At 70.5% G+C, this 14,913-nt stretch carries 12 protein-coding genes; 5 read left to right on the plus strand and 7 right to left on the minus strand.

The window, feature by feature from the left end:
- Positions 1–16: 16 nt before the first annotated feature.
- The 4 genes from fxsT to HHX40_RS08590 form a co-directional block, all read right to left on the minus strand.
- The gene (gene fxsT, locus HHX40_RS08575) at positions 17–3,937 is read right to left on the minus strand and encodes an FxSxx-COOH system tetratricopeptide repeat protein (RefSeq protein ID WP_182880099.1); all 3,921 of its coding nucleotides are present in this window, start codon (positions 3,935–3,937) and stop codon (positions 17–19) included.
- Entirely contained in the window at positions 3,934–5,214 is a 1,281-nt protein-coding gene (locus tag HHX40_RS08580; protein ID WP_182880100.1) for a TIR-like protein FxsC, read from the minus strand. The genes fxsT and HHX40_RS08580 overlap by 4 nt, the downstream gene beginning before the upstream one ends.
- A 68-nt stretch (positions 5,215–5,282) precedes the next feature.
- A complete protein-coding gene (locus HHX40_RS08585) occupies positions 5,283–6,200 on the minus strand; it encodes an aminoglycoside N(3)-acetyltransferase (protein ID WP_182880101.1) in 918 nt (305 codons plus the stop codon).
- Between the two features lie 4 nt (positions 6,201–6,204).
- Positions 6,205–8,397, minus strand: a complete 2,193-nt coding sequence (locus HHX40_RS08590) for an FxsB family cyclophane-forming radical SAM/SPASM peptide maturase (RefSeq protein ID WP_182880102.1) — start codon at positions 8,395–8,397, stop codon at positions 6,205–6,207.
- A gap of 480 nt (positions 8,398–8,877) precedes the next feature.
- On the opposite strand from HHX40_RS08590, the gene HHX40_RS08595 reads away from it, so the two are divergent.
- Complete coding sequence (locus HHX40_RS08595; protein WP_182880103.1) at positions 8,878–10,041, plus strand: pyridoxal phosphate-dependent aminotransferase; 1,164 nt, start codon at positions 8,878–8,880, stop codon at positions 10,039–10,041.
- Positions 10,042–10,051: 10 nt separating this feature from the next.
- Here the strand turns inward: HHX40_RS08595 and HHX40_RS08600 are convergent, their stop codons facing one another.
- Both HHX40_RS08600 and HHX40_RS08605 read right to left on the minus strand, forming a co-directional pair.
- Positions 10,052–10,426: a type II toxin-antitoxin system PemK/MazF family toxin gene (locus HHX40_RS08600; RefSeq protein WP_182880104.1), complete on the minus strand. Its 375-nt coding sequence runs from the start codon at positions 10,424–10,426 to the stop codon at positions 10,052–10,054.
- The gene (locus HHX40_RS08605) at positions 10,426–11,100 is read right to left on the minus strand and encodes a hypothetical protein (protein WP_182880105.1); all 675 of its coding nucleotides are present in this window, start codon (positions 11,098–11,100) and stop codon (positions 10,426–10,428) included. Before HHX40_RS08605 ends, HHX40_RS08600 begins: the two co-directional genes overlap by 1 nt.
- Before the next feature lie 224 nt (positions 11,101–11,324).
- Here HHX40_RS08605 and HHX40_RS08610 point away from each other — a divergent pair, with 224 nt between their 5' ends.
- The gene (locus HHX40_RS08610) at positions 11,325–11,471 is read left to right on the plus strand and encodes a hypothetical protein (RefSeq protein ID WP_182880106.1); all 147 of its coding nucleotides are present in this window, start codon (positions 11,325–11,327) and stop codon (positions 11,469–11,471) included.
- On the opposite strand, the gene HHX40_RS08615 is transcribed toward HHX40_RS08610, so the two are convergent.
- Positions 11,458–12,090 carry a TMEM175 family protein gene (locus HHX40_RS08615; protein WP_182880107.1) on the minus strand — a complete coding sequence of 211 codons (633 nt, stop codon included), beginning with the start codon at positions 12,088–12,090 and terminating at the stop codon, positions 11,458–11,460. The genes HHX40_RS08610 and HHX40_RS08615 overlap by 14 nt on opposite strands.
- 170 nt (positions 12,091–12,260) lie before the next feature.
- Here HHX40_RS08615 and HHX40_RS08620 point away from each other — a divergent pair, with 170 nt between their 5' ends.
- From HHX40_RS08620 to HHX40_RS08630, 3 genes are read left to right on the plus strand one after another with little or no spacing between them, the layout of a single operon-like run.
- Positions 12,261–13,196 carry a carbamate kinase gene (locus tag HHX40_RS08620; protein ID WP_310737996.1) on the plus strand — a complete coding sequence of 312 codons (936 nt, stop codon included), beginning with the start codon at positions 12,261–12,263 and terminating at the stop codon, positions 13,194–13,196.
- Positions 13,196–14,302 carry a ring-opening amidohydrolase gene (locus HHX40_RS08625; protein WP_182880108.1) on the plus strand — a complete coding sequence of 369 codons (1,107 nt, stop codon included), beginning with the start codon at positions 13,196–13,198 and terminating at the stop codon, positions 14,300–14,302. Before HHX40_RS08620 ends, HHX40_RS08625 begins: the two co-directional genes overlap by 1 nt.
- Before the next feature lie 37 nt (positions 14,303–14,339).
- Positions 14,340–14,909, plus strand: a complete 570-nt coding sequence (locus tag HHX40_RS08630) for an SseB family protein (protein ID WP_117409491.1) — start codon at positions 14,340–14,342, stop codon at positions 14,907–14,909.
- Positions 14,910–14,913 lie beyond the last annotated feature (4 nt).

Raw genomic sequence — 14,913 nt, forward strand, 5'->3', positions numbered from 1 at the left:
GAGCGGCCGGGCCCGGTCACCAGGGGAGGGGTTCCAGCTCCCGGTCGACGCGGCGCCACTCCAGGACCGCCTCGATGACCGGATGGGTCTCCCCGAGGATCCGGCGGAGCTGGACGAGCAGGGGCTCGCGCAGCACCCGCGCCTCGTCGGTCCGCCTGAGGTCGCGGAGCGTCACGGCCAGGTCGGCCTCGCAGATCAGCGTCGTGGGGTGATAGGGGCCGAGAACCGCGCGCAGCCGGTCGAGGGTGTCCCGCTGCAGCTTCTCCGCCTCGGCGTACTCCTGCAGTTCTCCCAGGGTGTTGGCGACGTTGACGGCGCAGGCGAGCGAGAAGGGGTGGTCGGGCCCGACCTTGCGCCGCAGCGACCGCAGCGTCCGGACGCCCAGCGCACGGCTCTCGGCCGAATCGCCCAGATGCCTGAGGTACACGGTGATGTTGTTGGCCGCGATCAGCGTGTACGGGTTGTCCGCGCCGAGTGTGTCCTGGTAGCTCGCCCGCACCTCCGAGGCGAGTTCGAGCGCCCCTCGCCTCTCGCCCGCCGCCATGAGGTCGCAGGCGAGGTTCAGCTTGCAGGCGACGGTGTCGGGGGAGTGGGGGCCGAAGCGCTGGAGATAGCGCTCGTAGGTCGCCTCGATGAGCTGCCGCGCCTCCGCCAGGCGCCCGGCCTCGCGCAGGGATATGGCGAGGCTGCGCGCCGTGTGCAGCGTGTCCGGCAGGTCGGGGCCCGGCACCTCGGCGTAGGTGTTGAGCGTCTCGCGCAGCAGGTCCGCCGACTTCGCGAACTCGCCGCCTTCGCGCATGTCGAGGCCCAGGTTCGTCTCGGACAGGAGCGTGAAGGGATGGGCCGGGCCGAGCACCTCACGGCGTTTGTCCGCGGTCTCCTGGTCGAGCTGGCGCGCGGCGGTGAAGTCCCCGACGTGCCGCAGGGCGACGGCCAGGTTGTTGGCCGCCATGAGGACGCGCGGATGGTCGTCGAAGAAGAGCTCCTTGGTGCGCTCGTAGGTCTCCTGCTCCATCCGCAGCGACTCGGTCAGCTCGCCCAGGGCGCGCAGGTCCGCGGCGAGGCTCCCGGCCGTCTGCAGCGTGTGGGGGTGCGGGTCGGAGAGGACGCGGCGCTGGTCGTCCAGAACGGCCCGGTTGAGCTCGCACGACTCCCGGTACCTGCCCTGGGAGCGCAGCACGTTGCCCATGTGGAACCGCAGGTAGAGCGTCTGCCGGTCGTAGTCGCCGAGCTTCCTGATCCAGAGGGCCTCCAGGCGGCGGCCGAGGTCGAGCGCCCGGTCGAACTCGCCCCGCCGCCACAGGTACCGCACGCGGTCGATCAGCAACTGCCGGGTCTGCTCCTCGTCGCAGTCCTCCGCGTTGGACGGGGCGAGGTGCGGCCAGATCTCGTCGTACCGCGGCCAGTTGCCGGGGTCGTCGGTGTCGCCCTCGCGCGGACGGGCGCCGAGGAGGATGCGGTGCACCTCGTGCACGGTCCGCTCGCGCTCGTCGGCGTCCATCTGGTCGCTCAGCACGGCCTGCACGAGCCGGTGCACCTGCACCGAGTTGTTGCGCTGGTCGACCTTGGCGAGGGCGAACCTGTTCAGCTCGCGCACCAGCCGCCCGATCATGATCTTCTCACGCAGCGAGTCGTCGTACGGGACCAGGCAGCGCACGGTCTCGTCGCCGTAGAGCATGGACAGCGACACCGGTTCGGCGGCGAAGAAGGCCAGCAGCTGGAGCAGGCGGACCGCAGCGGGCGACTTCTCCCGCAGCCGCTGGAAGGAGACGTTCCAGGTGGCGGCGACCGGGGTCGGGTAGGTCGGGGAGTCGCCCAGCGCGAGCGTCCTGACGGGCTGCTTGAAGAGCTTGTCGACGTACTCGTCGACGCTCATGCCGGTCTCCTGCAGCCAGGCTCCGGCCTGCTCGATGGCGAGGGGCAGGTCGCCCAGCGCGGCGGCCACCCGGTCGGCGTCGTCGTCGCTGAGATCGGCCACCCGGCGCCGCAGGTGCTCCAGGCTCTCCTCGCGGGTGAAGACGTCGATCTCCAGCGGCTTGGCGATCAGGGACCAGGTCTGGCTCCGCGACGTGATCAGCACGTGACCCGAGCCGCCCGGGAGGTAGGTCTGCACGTCCTCCGCGTTGTTGGCGTTGTCGAAGATCAGCAGCCAGCGGGCGTACGGCTCGCCGCGGCGCAGCGCGTCCTTCGCCGCCAGCGCCGCCTCCGCCAGGTTGTCGCCGGTCCTGATGCCGAGCCGGTCGGCCAGATCGGCCATCGAGCCGTTCAGCAGTTCCGGCTGCTCGGCGGACACCCACCACACGACGTCGTAGTCGCTCATGAAACGGTGGGCGTACTCGATCGCCAGTTGCGTCTTGCCGACGCCGCCCAGCCCGAACAGGGCCTGGGTGCGGCCCTCCTGCACCTGGGTCACCACCGCCTGGCTGCCGCCGACGAGCTGGTCCCGCAGCCTCTCCAGGACCTCGCCCCGGCCCGTGAAGGCGGCGTTCCTCGTCGGCAGGTTCAGGATGGCCGGCTGGATGCCGGGATACCGCGGCGTGCCCCCCTGCGTGCCGGTCTCGGCCCCCGCCGGGCGGTCGAGCGCGCGCAGCAGCGCGCCGGCCGCGTGCTGCTCGTCGAGCCGGAACAGGTCCAGCGCGGGCGGGTCGGCGTACGACGGCGGGACCCGCACGTCCGACACCCGGACGGGGAGAAGGCCGAGGGACAGCGCGGCGGGGCCCTCGGCGGCGTGCCAGGCCTCCCTCGCCCGGCTCGAGCGCAGGTACGCCGGGGACATCAGCGCGACCGTGCGTACGGCCGGGTCCGGGGCGCGTCCCTGGCCGTCGCCGTCCCGGTCGCCCGCCTGCGTACGGACCCGAATGCCCGCCTGGGTCAGCACGGCGGCGATCCACTCCGCCCACAGCCGGTCCTCCGGGACGTAGCTCAGGGCGACCTCGTTCGACAGCGACGGCCGGCGGCGCACGAACCGCTCCCGGCAGCTCAGCCTGAGGTCCTCGTCCAACGGGGGGAGTGACGAGACACGGCCCCCGGTGATGACGCCCGTGAGCCGCTCGTAGGCGGCCAGCAGCGAGCCGGGGGAGCCGGGTGCGTCGCCGAAGGTCGCCAGGGTCTCCTCGTAGGCGTAGAACGGCTTGTAGGGGATCTCCACGGCGCCCCAGTAGTTGCCGGCGTGCTCGTGGGCGACGCCGCTGGGGAACCCCTCGAACTGGCTCCGGGCGAACGCCCGGCCCGCGTCGAGCTTCTCCTTCTCCGCGTCGTCCACCCGCATGGGGATCGGCAGGATCCTGATGTCGCGGTCCGGGAAGCGTTCGGCGATCTCCCCGGCGACCCGGGCGGCCCCCTCGATGCTCTGGTCGCTGAGCGTGAAGCAGGTCACCACGGTGTCGGGGAAGTGGACCGTGCAGATGTCGGCGATGTCGCTCAGGCCGGTGCGGCTGTCGATGAGCACGTAGTCGTAGCCGCGTCGCATGTCCACCCGCAGCGCGTCGAGGAACTGCCCGCCGCCGAGCCGCTCGTAGAAGTTGTCCCAGTCGAAGGTGGACACCAGCGAGGAGTAGTCGCGGTTCTGCCGCCCGGCGGGGAGGAAGTCGAGGGAGCCGCCGTCGGGGAAGTGGGGCCACTCGACCGACACGACGTGCCGCCCCACGCTGGCGTACCGGGTGTGCCAGTCGGCGGGACGCGGGTCGGGACGGGTCGCGGCCCAGGCGAAATCCTTGATCAGGTCGATCACGCCGGCCGTACCGCTGATCATCCCCCCGTCCAGGAAGGGCCGGAAGAACTTGTGCAGGCCGGGAGACTCCAGGTCCCAGTCCACCACCAGTACGCGGTGGCCGTTGGAGGCGAGGATCCAGGCCGTGTTGGCCAGCGCCATCGTCCTGCCCGTCCCTCCCTTGTAGGAGTAGAAGGTGATGATGTGCCCGTTCCGGAAATCGCTCATTGCCTCCCCTTCCTTCCTGGCGGGTCGTCGGGCCCGGGGTCGTCCGGTGTGAGCGGCCACAGTCGCGGGCGGTCGCTGCCGGGCACCTGCGGCGGGAACACCCGTCCGTGCCGCAGGTAGGAGTTGCCCGCGGCCTCCACCACCGGCCTCAGCGCCGTCTCGAAGCCGGCCACGGTGGAGGTGTCGCTCACCGCCCGGCGCGCGGCCGGCCGGCCCTGCGCCAGCTTCGCCGGCAGCAGGGCGCGCAGGGCGGCGCGCAGCGCCGGGGCGTTCTGGCCGGTCTGCGCGTCGGTGCCGCTCCACGGGACGACCACGCCCACCCAGGGCCTTTCGGCCTGGTCGAACGCCTCGAGCAAGGGGCGGTACTGCGGGTCGAGCACCGTCCACACGTCCAGCAGCACGATCGCGGGGCAGTTGGGCGCCCCGGCGCCCAGCAGTTCGTCGCGGTGGTGATGGAAGGTGCCGATGTCGGGCTCGAAGCCCAGGCGCCGTACGACGTCGGCGGCGATCCGTGCCACGGGGCGCGGATCCTCGGGCTGGTAGGGGTTCCAGTCGCACGGAGAGGATCCGTAGAACCGCGCGTCCCGGGGCGCCGTGCGAGTGGCCGTCGTATGGGCGAGGACGGCTATCAGGAAACGGCGTTCCTCGTCGCGGGTGAAGGCGCTCTTTATGCTGCCGTAGTCGCAGGGCGCCATCGGCGGGAGCCGTACTCCCTCGGCCACCTCGATGACGCGCCGCGCCAGCGCGTGAACGGCGGACCGGTAATGGTCGCGGTATCTGCTGATCTTCATCAGGCCGTAGAGACCGCGTTCCAGATAGTGCGCTCCGAGATCTGGATGGGTGAATTGAATGGATCTGGCCATATCCGGAAGTTCGAAGTCCGGAACCGGCACCCAGAACGCGGGAACGATCACTTCCGGAATGTGCCTGCGCCCGTCCAGATGCAGCCGCCGGCGCAGGTCGAAGGCGGCCCATTCTTTGCCGCACTGCTCACTCTGGAAGTAACGCCGTGAGTAGAGGGGAAGGAAGACCCGGCAGGTGGCCAGCTCCGTGGCCAGGCGGTTCTCCCACTCGACGCCCGGAGCCATGTCCATGTCCATGAAGCCCGCGGCACTCGCGGGCAGAAACGTGTGCTCCAGAATCTCCCGGCGCAGGTCCTTGTAGAGCTTTTCCACCGCGAGGTTGGGGTTCTCGTCGTCGGGGTGGGTGCGGGGCGTGCGCGCGTAGCTGAGGAAGAAATAGGGCAGATGGCCTTGAGTATCCGAGGTGCCGGCCACCGCACCTCCTCGACGTCGCCGGTTCCTCCACTATAGGCCGCGGCCCCGGCGCCGAGAGGAATTCCGTGTTATTCCCCGGTACGTCCGCGCCTTTCGGCGAACCAGTTCTGGGCGAAGGCCACGGCCGCGGGAAGGGGGAAGAGCCTGCCGTCGGCATTTCCGACCCGGCCCAGGTTGACCTTTTCGGTCAACTCCATTGCCGCGCCGCACTCGCCGAAGTCGCTGTCGTCCAGCACCACATCCTCGTAACTAATCCAGGTGCGCCGCCCGTCGACCTTCATCGCGCACCCGTACACGGCTGTCGGAGGCTTTGGCGTGTACCGGTATTCGGCAAGATGGAAAGCGGTGCACCTGTCGTAGCTCACGCCGAGGAGCAGCACCATCGCGCCCCTGCGCTCAAGCTCGCGCAGAGGGGATCGCTCGCCCAGATGGTTGTCGTGCCGGTGCCCCGCCGTGATCCCGCGGGCGGCGGGTCCGACGGCGGCGAACGACGTCTGCGGATGGCCGCTGCGCACCGCCCTCCTCCGTGTCCGCACATACTCCGACAGCACCCCGCACTCGATCGAGGAACTCTTCTCCGGGTCGAAGGCGGGTATCTGGTCGCGGTAGGCCTCTTTCTCCTGGGGCGTCATGTGCCGGGTCGCCCGGTGAAAGGATTTGGAGGTGTCGGAGTTGCCCGGTGTGTAGGCCGGAACGACGAGCGTTCCCCTGCGGCCGAGCACATCGCGCAGCGCGTCGTAGAGCGTGGCGACGCCTCCGGCGATCTCGCCCACACTGCGCAGCGAGGCGTGGACCAGAACGATCTGCCCGCGCCGAAGCCCCAGCAGGCGCAGGGCCTCCGCCAGGGTGGCCCGCCCGAGCACGCCGTTCTCCCCCGTGCCTGACCCTGTGCCTGACGGAGCCGGCCGCCGGCAGGCGAGGAAACCGGCCGTCGTCAGGCTGAGGTGGGCGAGGAACGCGGACAGGGAAAGCCGGACGCCCACCATCGCGCTATCTCCGTCCGGAGGCGACCTGAGCGGTCCGGTCGGCGGCCGCGCCGGCGAGCCGTGCGGCGAACCGCCGCCCGGGCGCCGGGAGCGCCGCATCGGCGATCCGCCCGATCGCAGAGGTCAGCCGGTCCTGTTCCGCCTGAGTCAGGGAGTCCGCGACGGAGAGGAGCCCGTACGCGTCGGTCAGCAGCCGCTCCCGGTCGGCGTCGCCGCCGGTGAGGTCGAGCAGGTCGAGCAGCGCGCCGAGCTGGGCCCGGTGGAAGTGCTCCACGAGCAGCCGGGCGGCCGTGCCCGGGTCGGTGCCCAGCGGAAGAGCGAGGGCGCCGTACGCCGCGCGGCTGGACGCGCCCGCCGTCGCGTCCGCCAGGGGCGTCAGGACGCGCAGAGCCGTGCGCATGGCGGCCCGCCGGTCTCCGGGCAGGGAGGCGAGCGCCGCACCGGTGGCCTCGCTCCAGACGGCGGCGGCCTCATCGGTGAGCCGGTCCTCGACGGCCGGGCCGTGACAGTCCCGGTACGGGTCCACATCGTCCAGAAGCAGGCGGAGCCCGGCGGCCTCGATCAGGCGGACCGGTTCCCAGAGCGGACTGTCCTCCGAGAGCCACCGGCCGTCCACCCGCACCGCGAACGACCCGTCGTGGACCTCCACCTCCGCGTGCTCCTGCCCGCCCGTGCGCATCCGCCCGAGCCCGGGCAGATGGACGAAGGTCCCGGCGGCCGGCACCGCGACCTTCACCGCCAGTCCGGTCCGTACGGCGGCGACCGCGGCGACGGCCGCGAGGTGACCGGCGTCGGCGGGATCGAGCGCGGGGCCTGCGGCCGCGCAGCGGTCCGCCCAGGCGTGGACGTAGGGATGGCTCAGCAGGTCGTCCACCGCGGCGCGGTCCGTCCGCTCGGCGTCCACGAGGATCGACCAGGACCGGCGATCGGCGATGACCGCCGCCGCCCGGCGCATCGCCTGCCGGGCTCTGCTGAGCTGCGGAGCGCTCAGATGAGCGATGTCGGCCGCCGTGGGCCTCCCCGAGGCCAGGGCGTCCAGCGTGGCGACCGGCAGTTCGTGTACCGGAGCCGCGGGGCTCCGCCGCTCCGAGGCGGTCAGATGGGAGATCAACCGGAACAGGTCCGCGCAGTAGACCGAGGGGTTGGCGAAACCGGAGCCGGTCCGGTGGCGATGGGCGTAGAGACCGCCGCCGCAACTGGTGACAAGTGGGCAACGCCGGCAGGCCTCGGCCAGTGAGGCGAGCCCGCTCTGCCGCGCGGCGAAGCCAGGATGCCGCGCGGCCTCGCTCAGCGAGTGCCGGGAGGCGTCGAGTCCGGTCGCCGGGGCGCCGTCGTAGGCCGTCTTGAGAGAGTCGGCCTGTTCATAGGTGCCGTCGGTTTCCACGACCACCAGATCCGATGGCCGCGTTCCGAGGGATTCACTCTGGCTCTCCCCGCCCAGAGCGCTGAGGATGATCGAGTCGAACATCCGGACCTGCATCGGTCTGCCGTCCGCCCGCCATCGGTCGTGCACGGTGATCAGCCATTCCGCGTACGCGGTGTCCCGGCCGGCGGGCCGCAGTGGCGGGTGGTCCCAGTTGGCGTGCGGAAGCAGGAAATCGACGCGCGGAGGGCGCAGTTCGACGAGCGCCTCGTAGACCGCGACGGGATCGTTGCGGATGTCGACGGTGCACAGCAGACCGGCGTAAAGATGCGGGTAGTCGTCCCGCAGCAGGGTGACCGCCCGGATGGCCTGGTCATAGCTGCTGCGGCCGTTGGCGTACCGGCGGTGGAGATCGTTGGCCGGCCTGTCGCCGTCGATCGAGACGCCGACCCTGACGCCCTCGTCCGTGAACATGTCGCAGAAGGCGCGTGAGAGGAGGACGCCGTTGGTGTGGATGTGGAGGTCGAGGTCGAGGTCGCAGACACTCTCGGCCGCGCGGCGAAGCGCGCGGGCGAACCGGCGCAGCCGCCCGATTCCGGCGAGGAGGGGTTCGCCTCCATGGAAGACGACGTGTACGGCTTCCAGGCGGTGCTCGTCGGCATGTTCCGCAATCCGATTCGCCACCCGGATGGCAGTTTCGTCGGACATCACCACCGGCCGTCCCCGCCAACTGGTGTCGGCGTGCTCATACACATAGCAGTGGTCGCAGGCGAGGTCGCATCGGCTCGCGACCTTCACTACGAACTGCCGGAACGGCGCGATGGGCGGCTGCATTGGGCGGTTTCGCTATCCGATCGCCGAATTGAAAGACAGGTTGCTCACTCCGGGCCGATAGCCGTCCGGCAGCTCCTCGAGGGACTGGCCCGATGAGTCCACGACCGAGGTTTGAATTCTTGGTTCGTTCGGCATAGTGACACCTAACTGTGGGAAAAGGATGAGTTGTCGCGAGTCCCGCGGCCGCAGGTGGCACACTACAGATATCCCCCTCGCGGAGCCGTCCATGCGGTCGGGACCGAAACCACGCGATTCTAACAGCGGACATGGGGTTCCAGCCCCGGACTCCGACCCTTTCTTTGTCTGACACTTCTCTAACTCTATTCGGCGTGGCGTTTCGCCCGTGATTGTCGACCTAAATATATATGCTGATTGTATGAGGGTTTTATGGCGGTAGTGGTCCTTATCGGCCTTATTGTGACATGTGTTGCCTAATGGGCCCGTGTCGCTGTTTTGGGATCGGGCGGATAGAGTGGCGCTGTGAGTGAGCCTCTGGTGCGGCGGATGCGGGAGTTCGGCACGACCGTCTTCGCCACGATGACGAAGCTGGCCGTGGAGACGGGCTCGATCAACCTGGGCCAGGGCTTCCCGGACACCGACGGGCCGGAGCGCATGCTGGAGCGCGCGGTCGAGGCCGTGCGGAGCGGTCTCAACCAGTATCCGCCCGGACCGGGCCTCCCCGAGTTGCGCCAGGCGGTCGCGGAGCACCGCAAGCAGTGGTACGGCCTCGCCTACGATCCCGACGGGGAGGTCCTCGTCACCGTCGGCGCCACCGAGGCCATCGCCGCGGCGATCCTCGCGCTCTGCGAACCGGGCGACGAGGTGGTCGTCTTCGAGCCCTACTACGACTCCTACGCCGCGGCCGTCGCGCTCGCGGGAGCCGTGCGCAGGGCGGTCACGCTGCGTGTCGACGCGGGGCGGTTCACCTTCGACCCGGCCGAGCTGGAGGCCGCGATCACGCCCCGCACCCGCGCGATCCTGGTGAACTCGCCGCACAACCCGACCGGGACCGTGTTCACCCGGGAGGAACTGGAGTGCGTCGCCCGCGTGTGCCGCGAGCACGACCTGATCGCGGTGACCGACGAGGTCTACGAGCACCTCGCCTTCGACGCTGTCGAGCACGTGCCGCTGGCCACGCTGCCCGGCATGCGCGAGCGCACGATCATGATCTCTTCGGCGGGCAAGACCTTCAGCGTCACCGGCTGGAAGACCGGCTGGGTGTGCGCTCCGGCGCCGCTCGCGGGTGCCGTGCAGGCGGTCAAGCAGTTCCTCACCTACACCGCGAACGCCCCCTGGCAGGCCGCGGTCGCGTACGCCCTGCAGGAGGAGATGGAGTGGGTCGCGGCCCAGCGGGCGGCCCTGCAGGCCAAGCGGGACCGCCTCATGACGGGCCTGGCGGAGGCCGGCTTCGACGTGCTCCGGCCGGCCGGCACCTACTTCGTGCAGACCGACATCCGGCCGCTCGGCTTCACCGACGGGCTCGACCTCGCCCGGCGGCTGCCCGAACTGGCGGGAGTCGTCGCGATCCCCACCCAGGTCTTCTACGACCACCCGGACCGTGGCCGCCACTTTTTGCGGTTCGCCTTCTGCAAGCGCGACGAGGTCATCGACGAGGCCGTCACCCGCCTCCGCCGCCTCTCCTGAAGGCGTCTCGTCAGTTCAGGAGGCCGAGGTACTGGGCGAGACGCCCCTGAACCTGCGTCAGCAGGTCTTCGTCCAGGGTGCCGGTCCTGTCCTCCAAGGCCGATTTCATGAGTGGCTGTACTGCGGGGATGCGGATCCAGCACTTCTTGATGACACCGCCCTGTCCTTTGCCGAGCTGGACATCAAAGCGGGTACGGCGCGACGTAGAGCCAGATATTGGGCACACAAGGACGAACTGCCAGTCGGGATCTCCGTTGGACTCCACGCCCGTGACCACGACCACGGGACGACGTTCGTCGTGGACGACGCGATCCTCCTCCGGAATGAGGCGCACTTCCTTGTCGCTGACGAAGTAGACACCGCCGGCCACATAGGGACCCGGCACTACTCCTCCAGGAGTTTCCGGGTCGCCTCTGCCCGGAGTTCGGTGAAGTGCCCGATCTCCTGCATCAGGTCGTCGGTGCCCCCTGGCTCGTCGTCCGGAAGGGGATTGTCCTCCACCCACCGGCGCAGGCGGGCAAGGCCAGAGCCCAGGTCGGGAAGTGGCGGACCGCCGGCGAGGTCTATCCGCACCCCGGGCCTGTGCTGCTTGCCGGCCTCCTGCATCGGGGGAGTCTGATGCGTGAGATCACGCAGTTGGGTAGCCGACCAGCGCCCATACGCCCCGAGGACGTCGTCGACGAGCTCGGCGAACTCGTCGTCGATGACCATCTGAGGGGAGTCCATGAGGTAGATGACGCACTCACGATGGCTGGCGAAAGGGTCGATGCTGTCCTCGGCCGAAATGACGCCCGCCTCACACAGGTCACGCTCGACCTCGGCGAGGCGAAGGCTGCGCAGGCCACGTGGGTGCCACCGCCATTCCGCACCGGAGCCCGGAGGGAGCCCTTTCTCGACGGCGCGGAGGTCGCTCAGATACAGGAGGGTGGTGAGTTTTGTGTGATTGATCCGTATGCCACTGGTCCGCGCGGACGCCAACAGGTAGGCGATTGCCGCCGCGGGGCCGCGAAGTGGCACAGAGGCCGTCACGACGTCCAGTGTAGGCAGCCCGTAAGCCATGACCACCACCTCCTCGACCTCCTCACGCGGGCGTACAGACAGATCAGACCGAGTCGTCGCTGCCGCGGTGGAGGAGTATCTCGCCCGACACGACCACGAGGGTGACGATGATGAGGTCGAGCGGCCGGCGATGGAAGGGGCGCGCCGGTGGAGGCCCCTGCTCGATCGGCTCGCGCAATGAGCGGCTGGCGGTTCGCCCAGTCGTATTGGCGGGGTGGCTCACGATGTACGTCTTCTGCGCGAAGAACGGGCTGGAGATCGATCCGCAGGATGACGACGCCGCGTACGAGTTCGTGATCGCGGTGGCTTCGGGCAAGCTCACCGAGGTCGACGAGATCGCGGACGTGTTGCGCGGCTTCACCGCCTCCTGAGCACACGGACCGTGCCGTAGGCGACGAGAGAGGTCCCCAGCCACAGGAAGGGCACCGCGCTGACCACCCAGGCGGACGCCACAGCCGTCAGCAGCCAGTAGATCCCGATCGCCCAGTAGACCCCGGCGTTGGCGCGCAGGCGGGGCAGGTCGGCCTCCGGCCGGTGCAGCCGCTGCGTCAGCACCAGAGTGAACAGCGCGCCCTGGGCGAGCAGCAGGACGGCCTCGCTGCCGGCGAACAGGCCGGTCGCCAGGGCCCTGCCGTCCTCCGGGAAGTGACCGGCGTTGGCCTCGCCGAACAGCGACGTCGTGTACGGCAGGAAGGCCACGAAGAACAGCAGCGGAATGTGCAGCAGGAGCATCGACTGGGACACCCGCTCGATCTGGTCGAACAGCGTGTGATGGGCCCGCCACGCGAACCAGAGCATCAGGAAGGCGATGGCGAAGGCCATGAAGGAGCCGAAGTGGTCGCCGAAGAAGGCGCTCAGCCGCTGGAAGTCCTCGCCCTCCGGGCGGGGGAGTTCCAGGGCGAGCAGCGTGATGGCGATCGCGAAGATCGCGTCGGCGAAGACGCCGACGCGTTCGTGGGTGAGCCCGGGCCGCACCTGAGGCGTCGACATACGGATCTCCGTTGAAAGGGGGGCAGTGGTGAGCATTCTGGCAGAGGCCGCCGGGACGGGAACCGATCCCGCAGCTCGGTGCCGGGCTTGGTGAAATCTGCTCATGGATGCGGCAGGGGCGGGCGGAACTCGCCAATGAAGGCCTGTGTGGGGCTGGATAGTTTCCGGATGTGGGCGGACGCGTACTGATCGCACTCGGCGGCAACGCCATGACGGCTCCGGACGGGAGCGCGTCACCGGCGGACCAGCACCAGGCGGTGGCCGAGGCGATGACCCACGTGGCGGCGCTCATCCGGGCCGGGCACGAGGTGGTGCTGACCCACGGAAACGGCCCCCAGGTCGGCAACATCCTGCTGAAGAACCAGCTCAGCGCGGGCGTCGTGCCGCCCGTGCCGCTCGACTGGTGCGTGGCGCAGACGCAGGGCACGATCGGCACGCTCATCATGAACGCCCTGCAGCGGGAGCTGGGGCACGCGCGGGTCGCGGCCGTCGTCACCCGCACACTGGTGGACGCGGACGACCCGGCGTTCCGGGACCCGGTCAAGCCGATCGGGCGCTACTTCGAGGAGGACGAGGCGCGCCGGTTCGAGGGGCAGGGCCAGGTCTGGCGGCGCTTCGAACGCGGCTGGCGGCGGGTGGTCGCCTCGCCCCGGCCGGTGGAGATCCTGGACGCCGCCGCGGCCGTCGCGCTGATCGGGGCCGGGTTCACGGTCGTCGCCGCCGGGGGAGGGGGAGTGCCGGTCGTACGCCGGCCGGACGGCGTGCTGACCGGGATCGAGGCGGTGGTCGACAAGGACCTCGCCGCCGCCGCGCTCGCCGTCGCCGTCGGCGCCACCGACCTCGTGATCGCGACCGACGTGCCGTACGCCTCGGTGGACTTCGGCACACCCCGGGCCCGTCCGATCGGGGACGTCGACGTCGCCGCGCTGCGCGCGTTGCAGGCGGCCGGTCACTTCGCCGGGGGCAGCATGGGCCCCAAGGTCGAGGCCGCCCTGCGCTTCGCCGAGGAGAGCGGCAACCGGGCGGTGATCACCTCGCTGCACCACATCGGGGCGGCGTTGTCAGGAAATATCGGGACCAGGGTGTCCAGAGGGGTGGAGGGATAGTGCCGGATCCGATCGAGGTACGGAAGGTCCCCATCGAGAGCGTCACCGACGCCTCCGGGCTCGCGAAGCTGATCGACGACGGGGTGATCGAAGCGGACCGGGTGCTGGCGGTCGTCGGCAAGACCGAGGGCAACGGCGGGGTCAACGACTACACGCGGATCCTCGCCGACCGCGCCTTCCGCGAGGTGCTCGCCACGAAGGGCACCCGTACGCCGGAGGAGATCGCGCAGGTGCCGCTGGTGTGGTCCGGCGGCACCGACGGCGTGCTCAGCCCGCACGCGACCGTCTTCGCGACGATCGACCCCGCGAAGGCCGTACGCACCGACGAGCCCAGGGTGAGCGTCGGCGTGGCGATGAGCGAGGTGATCCTCCCGGAGGACATCGGCAGGCCCGCGATGGTCGAGAAGGTCGCCGTCGGGGTGCGGGAGGCCATGAAGCTCGCCGGGATCGACGACCCGGCCGACGTCCACTACGTGCAGACCAAGACCCCGCTGCTCACGCTGTCCACGATCACCGACGCGAAGGAGCGCGGGCAGACGGTCGTCACCGAGGACACGCTCAAGTCGATGGACATCTCCAACTCGACCACGGCGCTCGGCATCGCGGTCGCGCTCGGGGAGATCCCGATGCCGTCGGCCGAGCAGATCCACAAGGACCTGTCGCTCTACTCGTCGGTGGCCTCGTGCTCCAGCGGCGTGGAGCTCGACCGGGCCCAGATCGTCGTGGTGGGCAACGTGCGCGGGATCGGCGGGCGCTACCGGGCCGGCCACTCGGTGATGCGGGACGCCCTGGACAGCGACGGCATCTGGGAGGCCGTCGCGAACGCCGGGATCGACCTGCCCGAGCGCCCCCGTACGGACGACCTCGGCGGCCGGCTGGTCAACCTGTTCATCAAGTGCGAGGCCGACCCGTCCGGCCGCGTCCGCGGGCGGCGCAACATCATGCTCGACGACTCCGACGTCCACTGGCACCGCCAGATCAAGGCGACGGTCGGCGGGGTGGCGGCGAGCGTGACCGGAGACCCGGCCGTGTTCGTCTCCGTGGCGGCCGTCCATCAGGGGCCGTCCGGCGGGGGCCCGGTCATCGCCATCGCGGACCTGGGCTGACATCCGCGGCCCGGCCCGAAAGGTAGGGTCGGGAGACGTGCCATCGATTCCGCAGCCCCTGCGCCCCGACGACGAGGGCGGCGCCGACGCGGCCGTGGCGGCGGCGCTGTCGGCGTTCGAGGCCGGTACGGCGACCGCCGCCGACGTCCTGGCGGCGCTCGCCGGGACCCGGCTGCTGGTGCCCGTGGTCGCGCTGCTGACCGAGTCGGAGGTCGGCGAGCACGGCCTGCGCCAGGAGAAGGAGAGCGAGATGGCCCTCCCCAAACTGGTGGGTAAGGACGGCCGTGAGGCGGTGCTCGCCTTCACCGGCGCCGAGCCGATGCGCCGGTGGCGGGCGGACGCCCGGCCGGTGCAGGCGACCGCCCCCCAGGTGTGCCAGGCCGCACGCCACGAGAACGCCGCCGCCGTGGTCGTGGACGTGGCCGGGCCGGTCCCCTTCGTGATCGAGGGCGGCATGCTGCACGCTCTCGCGACGGTGGAGGAGGCGAGGCGCGACGCCGGCGCCGTCGACCGCCTCACCAGGGAGGTGCCGGACGCGACGGTCGCCCGGTTCGGCGCCGATGAGGACGCGCCCCGCCGCCGCTGGTGGAACCGCCGCCGCGCCTGACCCC

It is taken from the genome of Microbispora sp. H10949 (assembly GCF_014161435.1).
In the GTDB taxonomy this organism is placed as follows: Bacteria; Actinomycetota; Actinomycetes; order Streptosporangiales; family Streptosporangiaceae; genus Microbispora; species Microbispora triticiradicis.

Bases quoted from the DNA above. Each gene is read 5' to 3' on its own strand.
- fxsT (WP_182880099.1), bottom strand. From the start codon at position 3,937: ATGAGCGATTTCCGGAACGGGCACATCATCACCTTCTACTCCTACAAG.
- HHX40_RS08585 (WP_182880101.1), bottom strand. From the start codon at position 6,200: ATGGTGGGCGTCCGGCTTTCCCTGTCCGCGTTCCTCGCCCACCTCAGC.
- HHX40_RS08610 (WP_182880106.1), top strand. From the start codon at position 11,325: ATGTACGTCTTCTGCGCGAAGAACGGGCTGGAGATCGATCCGCAGGAT.
- HHX40_RS08615 (WP_182880107.1), bottom strand. From the start codon at position 12,090: ATGTCGACGCCTCAGGTGCGGCCCGGGCTCACCCACGAACGCGTCGGC.
- HHX40_RS08605 (WP_182880105.1), bottom strand. From the start codon at position 11,100: ATGGCTTACGGGCTGCCTACACTGGACGTCGTGACGGCCTCTGTGCCA.
- HHX40_RS08590 (WP_182880102.1), bottom strand. From the start codon at position 8,397: ATGCAGCCGCCCATCGCGCCGTTCCGGCAGTTCGTAGTGAAGGTCGCG.